At 76.3% G+C, this 5,628-nt stretch carries 2 protein-coding genes and 1 pseudogene; 1 reads left to right on the top strand and 2 read right to left on the bottom strand.

Going from position 1 to position 5,628, the window contains the following annotated elements; all coding sequences use genetic code 11:
- Nucleotides 1–2,126, bottom strand: a 2,126-nt coding sequence (locus tag G5C65_RS29995) for a sensor histidine kinase (RefSeq protein WP_165302193.1), incomplete at its 3' end; no start/stop codon positions are given.
- Between the two features lie 174 nt (nucleotides 2,127–2,300).
- On the opposite strand from G5C65_RS29995, the gene G5C65_RS29990 reads away from it, so the two are divergent.
- The gene (locus G5C65_RS29990; protein WP_338146731.1) at nucleotides 2,301–2,615 is read left to right on the top strand and encodes a hypothetical protein; all 315 of its coding nucleotides are present in this window, start codon (nucleotides 2,301–2,303) and stop codon (nucleotides 2,613–2,615) included.
- A gap of 36 nt (nucleotides 2,616–2,651) precedes the next feature.
- Here G5C65_RS29990 and G5C65_RS29985 read toward each other — a convergent pair.
- Nucleotides 2,652–5,628: pseudogene (locus G5C65_RS29985) on the bottom strand (hypothetical protein); the annotation flags it as partial.

Below are 5,628 nucleotides of genomic sequence, written 5' to 3'. Positions count from 1 at the left end.
GGCTGGGGCGGCGGTTCGCCGAACAGCCGTGCGCCGCTGTCGGGCGCGTCCAGCCCGCCCAGGGGCGCCTCCAGCTCGATCGGCCCGTCGACGGGTGCGCCCCCGCGGGCGTGCTCGCCGCTCGCGTGCTCCCTCCCGGGCAGCGCCCCTTCGAGCTCGGCGCGGCTCCTGCCGCCCTCGCGCTCCACGGCCGTACGGCGGGCCAGCGGGTCGTCTTCGCGGGCGGGCACCGGCTCCTCGCTGAGGACGGAGCCGGGGATGAGGACGACGGCCGTGGTACCGCCGTACGGCGAGGGTTGCAGCGAGACGCGTACGCCCTGGCGCTGCGCCAGCCGGGAGACGACGAACAGCCCCAGCCGGTCGGTGTCGGACAGCTCGAACTCGGGCGTCTCGGCCAGCCGCAGGTTGGCGTCGAGCAGCGCCTCCGCCGTCATCCCGAGGCCCCGGTCGTGGATTTCGAGGGTGAAGCCGTTGGCGACGCGCTCCCCGAGCACCTGCACGGCGGTGTGCGGCGGGGAGAACACGGTGGCGTTCTCCAGCAGTTCGGCGATGAGATGGGTGAGGTCGGCGACGGCGCCGCCGTCCACGGCCAGCTTCGGCAGCCGGCGGACCTCGATACGCTCGTAGTCCTCGACCTCGGCGACGGCGGCGCGCACCACGTCCATCAGCTGTACGGGCTTGCGCCACTGCCGTGAGGGGGCGGAGCCGGAGAGGATGACCAGCCCCTCCGCGTGGCGGCGCATCCTGGTCGTGAGATGGTCGAGCCGGAAGAGGTCGGCGAGTTCGTCGGCGTCCTCCGTGCGGCGTTCCATGGCGTCGAGGAGGGTGAGCTGGCGGTGCAGCAGCACCTGGTTGCGGCGGGCGAGGTTGACGAACACCTCGGAGACGCCCCGCCGCATGTCGGCCTGCTTGACGGCCGCCTCGACGGCGGCCCGCTGGAGCGTGTTGAGGGCCTGGCCGACCTGCCCCATCTCATCCCGGGAGTAGTCCAGCCTGGGCGACTCGGTCTCGACGTCCACCTGCTCGCCCGCCGCGAGGCGGCGCATCATGCTGGGCAGCCGCACCCCGGCCGACTCGTTGGCCTCCTTGCGCAGGGTGCTCAGATCGCGGACGAGGCCGCGGCCCACCCGGAAGGAGATGACCAGGGAGGCGAGCACGGCGAGGAAGCCGAGCACACCCGCGGCGGCGGCCTTCAGCAGCACCCCGGTGGCCACCGGGTCCACCCGGTCGTCGTGGCGGTCCTCCACGGTGTCGCCCAGCCGGTCGAGGGCGCTCAGCACGGTGGAGGCCGCGGAGTTCCAGCCCTTGGCGGTGACCGCCGTGCCCAGCTCGCGGTTGCCGCCCCCGATCAGGGCGTCCTCGTAGCTGCGCAGCGTGCGGCCCTCGGTGCCGTCCCAGTAGTCGTCGAACAGCTGGCGGTCCGCCGCACGGAGGGAGCCGAGGCCGTTCCGGTAGACCATGCCGCGCTCGGCGACCCGGTCGGAGAGCGCCCGCCGGTCCCCCCTGGTCAGCCGGCCCGCCGCGAACGCGGCCGTGACCAGGGCGTCCTCCCGGGACAGATACTCGCGGGCCCGGCCGACGGCGACGATGCCGCGCTGCTCCCGCTCCAGCCCCTCGTCGCCGAGCGCGCCCCAGGAGGTGACGAACTCGAAGGCCGGGTCGACGATTTCGTTGTACGCCTGGAAGGCGGCGCCCCGGGTGAGGGTGTTCTCCGCGGCCTTGGCGCGCAGCGCGTCCAGCCGGCTGAGGCGGTCGGTCAGATCGTCCAGCCGGGCCCGGGAGGCGCCGCTGAGGAGGGAGCGCAGCCCGTCGTCGGACGCCCGGTCCCGGAGCCGCGCGGCCTCGCGGTCGGTGGCGCGCTGGGCGGCGCGCAGCTTCCCCCGGCTGTCGGAGCCGCGCGGATCGGCGAGGTGGACGAGGACCTGGCGGCGCTCGTGCTGGAGGGCGTGGACGGTGCCCTGCGTGGGGGCGCCGAGCTTCCCGGTGATCTCGTCGACGTTGTGGAGGCGGTACGCCTCGCTGCCGGTGAGGTAGGTGGCGAAGCCCCAGATGGACACGAGGGACACCAGCGGCACCAGCAGCAGCACCACGATCTTCCGGCGGATCGACTTCCCGCGAAAGCGCATGGCCTCCCCTACGTCCGCCCCGGTGCGCGGGGGCGTATTCCGTCAGCAAACGGCGCGAGCTTACTACCGCCGACGGGTCAACTCGAAGGTCTGTATGAACGTTCGGCGATTGTGGCACGGAACACGTTTATGGAAACGTGGGGGACACAGGGTTGGGAAGGGGAAGTAAAGAACATGTACGCGAAGACCCGTCTTCCGGACCCGATACGGGCGGCCGCGGTACGCGCCGTCATCATCGTCGCGCTGACCCTGGTTCAGCTCATGATCGCCGCGCTCAGCTCGCTCGCCGAGGTGTGGCTGGCATTCCCCATGGCCCTGTCCACCGTGGCCAGCACGGTGGCGGCGACCTGGAGCGTGCTGGACGTCTGGATCAGCCGGCAGGTGTGGGTGCAGCGGAACGGCGTCGTCTCGGAGCCGAGCAGTGTGGCGCGGCCCCGGCCGAGGGCGCCGCACCGGCGGGAGGAGCGCCCGGCGGAACGGGCCGCCTGACCGCCCGCTCCCCGGCCCCGCCCGGCGGGGCGCCCCTCATACCCGCGGCGCGGCATCCTCCGCTTCGGGGCGGCGGAACATCCGGGTCGCGGTGATCTCGCCGTGCACCGCCGGGCCCTCGTCGTCCCCGCCCTCCGGCCGCGGGAGGCCGGGCCGCAGATGCTCCTCGACGCTGATGTACTTCAGCCCGGCGCGGAGGTCCGCGTCGTTCCGCAGCCGGATCACCAGCGGGAACTCGGCGAGCGCGGTGGTGTCGAACAGCCCTGTGGTGTAGAGCAGCTGCACGCCCAGCGCGTCCGCCACCGCGCGCTGGAGCTCCAGCAGATAGGTGGCGTTGGCGCGGCCGATGGGGTTGTCCAGGAAGAGGGTTCCCGCGTGCCGGTGCTTGTCGTGGCCCCGGTCGTTGCTGCGCAGCGCCGCCATGGTGCAGTACAGCGCGATGGCGGCCGTCAGCAGCTGGCCGCCGGAGAAGACGTCGCCCATCTGCCCCACCGGCACCCGCTCCGCGCGCAGCACCGCGTCCGGCTTGAGGATCTCCACGGACACCCCGCGCGGCTGGAGCGCGGCGTGCACTCCGCGCAGCAGCAGCGACATGCCGTCCCGCCGCAGGTCGGAGTTCTTGCGGACGGCGGCGCGGGTCGCCTCGTCGATGACCTCGCCCAGCCGTTCGGTGAGGGTGGCCTGGTCGGGGTCCTCAAAGCGGATCCGCAGGAACTCCTGCCCCGACCACTCCCCCAGCCCCTCCGGCAGCCGGGACAGCCGCTGCGCCGAGCGCAGGGTGGCCAGGGAGGACTCCACGAGCCCGCGCAGCCGGTCCACGATGCTGTCGCGGTTGCGCTCCAGCTGCTCCAGCTCGTCGCTGAGCACCCGCAGGCGGGGCGCGAAGGCGGCGGCCCAGGCGGCGGCGTGCTCCGGCAGCGCGGCGGCCGGCAGCTCACGGATCTGCTGCCGCGCGGGGGTGCGCACCTGCTCGTAGCGGCTGGAGTTGGCGTGCCGCACCAGCACGTCGCACGTCTCGCGCAGGGACTGCTCGGCCGCGGTGAGGTCGGCGGCGCAGCCGCGCAGCGAGCGCCGCGCCTCGGCCGCCGCCTGCCGCGCCTCTGCCGGGCTGCCCGGGTACGGCTCCGGCTGCTCGCCCTCCCCGCCGTCCGCCGGGGCCTGTTGGGGGTCGCGCAGCAGGTCGCGGAGCGTGGCGGCGGTCTCGTCGAAGCCGCCAGCGGCGTCCTCAGCGGCGGTGTGCGAGCGGACGAGCGCGGCGTGCGCGGCCCGCGCGGACTCCAGCTCGTCGGTGCGGGCCGCCCGTTCGGCGTTGGCGGTGCGCAGCAGCGTCTGGGCCTGGTCGGCGTCGGCGGGCACCAGCTCCTCGGGGAGCTCGGTGTGCGCCTCGCCGTGCTGCGGGGCCAGCCGCTCGGCCTCGCCCCGCAGCCGGCCCAGCTGCTCGCTGGCCGCCGAGGTGCGCGACTCCAGCTTCTGCACCAGGGCCTCGGCGCGGGCCGCCGCCGCCTGCCGGGAGGGGCCGTCGGCGCCGTCCGGGCCCTCCAGCAGCTGCGCCGCACGGGTGCGGACCTTGTTGGTGAGCCGGTCCAGCGCGGCGAGCGCGGCGGACTCGTCGCCCTCGGCACGGGCCTGTTCGGCGCGCAGGTCGGCGCCGACGCCGACCTTCTCGTACAGCTGCGAGGCCGAGCGGTACGCCTCGCGCAGGTCGGGGAGCGAGGCGGCCGGCGGCGCGCCGCCCGTGCCCCCGGCGCCCGGCGTCTCCTGAGGTGCCTCCGGGGCCGCGCCGTCCTCCGTGCCCGCCTCCGGGCCCTCCTCCGAGCTGTCGGGGACACCCGCGATCTCGGCGCGCTCGGCACGCAGGGCGCGGGCGGTACGGCGGGCGTCGTCGGCCGCGCGCTGGGCCGCCCGGCGGTCCTCGTCGGCGGAACGGGCCTGTTCGACGCACGCCTGGGTGCGCTCCTCGGCGGCGGCCGCCTCGTCGGCCAGCTCGCGCAGCCGGGCCTGCCAGGAGCCGCGCTCCCGCAGCCGGAAAGCGAGCCCGGCGAGGGCGTCGGCGCTGCGCCGGGCGCGCTGCGCCCGCTCCTGGCACTCGTCGCGGGCCCGGGAGGTCTCCGCGGCGGCCTCGGCCGCCTCCTCGTGCCCGAGCACCGCCTCGGCGAGGTGCCGCTGCGCCGCCTCCGCCGCGGCCCCGGCCTCCTCGGCGGCGGTCGCCAACTCGGCGAGGCGGCCGGGCGGGCAGCCGGTGCGCCAGGAGGCGAGGCGCGCGGCGAGCGCACGGTCGGCGGACAGCCGAGCGGCGAGCGCCCGGATCTCGCCGTCCCGCGCGGTGGCCCGCTCCCGCAGCTGGCTGCGCTCGTCGTCGGCGGCCCGCTCGTCGTGCATGGCCGGGTTGGGCGGGACGAGGAAGACGGCGCCGTCGTCGTCCGCGCCGGGTGCGGGGGTCGGGGCCAGCAGCGCGGCCGCCGTGCCGACGGCCACGGCGGAACGGGGCAGCAGCGCGGCCGAGGCGAGGACGTCGCGGGCGCGGGCGTGGCTGTCGGGGTCGGTGATGATGACGCCGTCCACCAGCTCGGGGCGGGCCGCGAGCACGGTGGAGTGGTCGGCGGGGTCGACGGCCTGGGCGAGGTAGCGCCAGCCGGGGAGCGCGGGGACGCCGTGCTCGCCGAGGAACTCGACGGTGGCGGTGACGTCGGGCCCGGGGGGCAGCAGCCCGCCGTCGCCGAGGGCGCCGAGCATCCGGGAGTCGTCGGCCGCGGCGGTGCGCAGCTCGAAGAGCTGCCGCTCGGCGCCCGCCACGCTCTGGTCGAGCAGCTCGCGGAGGGCCTCGGCGCTCCGGTCCAGCTCCTCGGCGGTGAGCGGTCCGCGCGGGCCCGCGGCACCCGTCCGGGCGCCCGGGTGGCTCCCGCCGCCCGGCCCGGCGGCTCCCGGCTCGGCCGCCGCGCGGCGCGCGCCGCGCGGGCCGGAGCCGCCCGCAGCGCCGTCGGCACCGTCGTCGCCGCCAGCACCGTCAGCACCG

Source organism: Streptomyces boncukensis, assembly GCF_011045075.1.
Classification (GTDB): Bacteria; Actinomycetota; Actinomycetes; order Streptomycetales; family Streptomycetaceae; genus Streptomyces; species Streptomyces boncukensis.
Note: the sequence above shows the minus strand (reverse complement) of the source record. Positions and strands in the feature narration are given on the sequence as shown.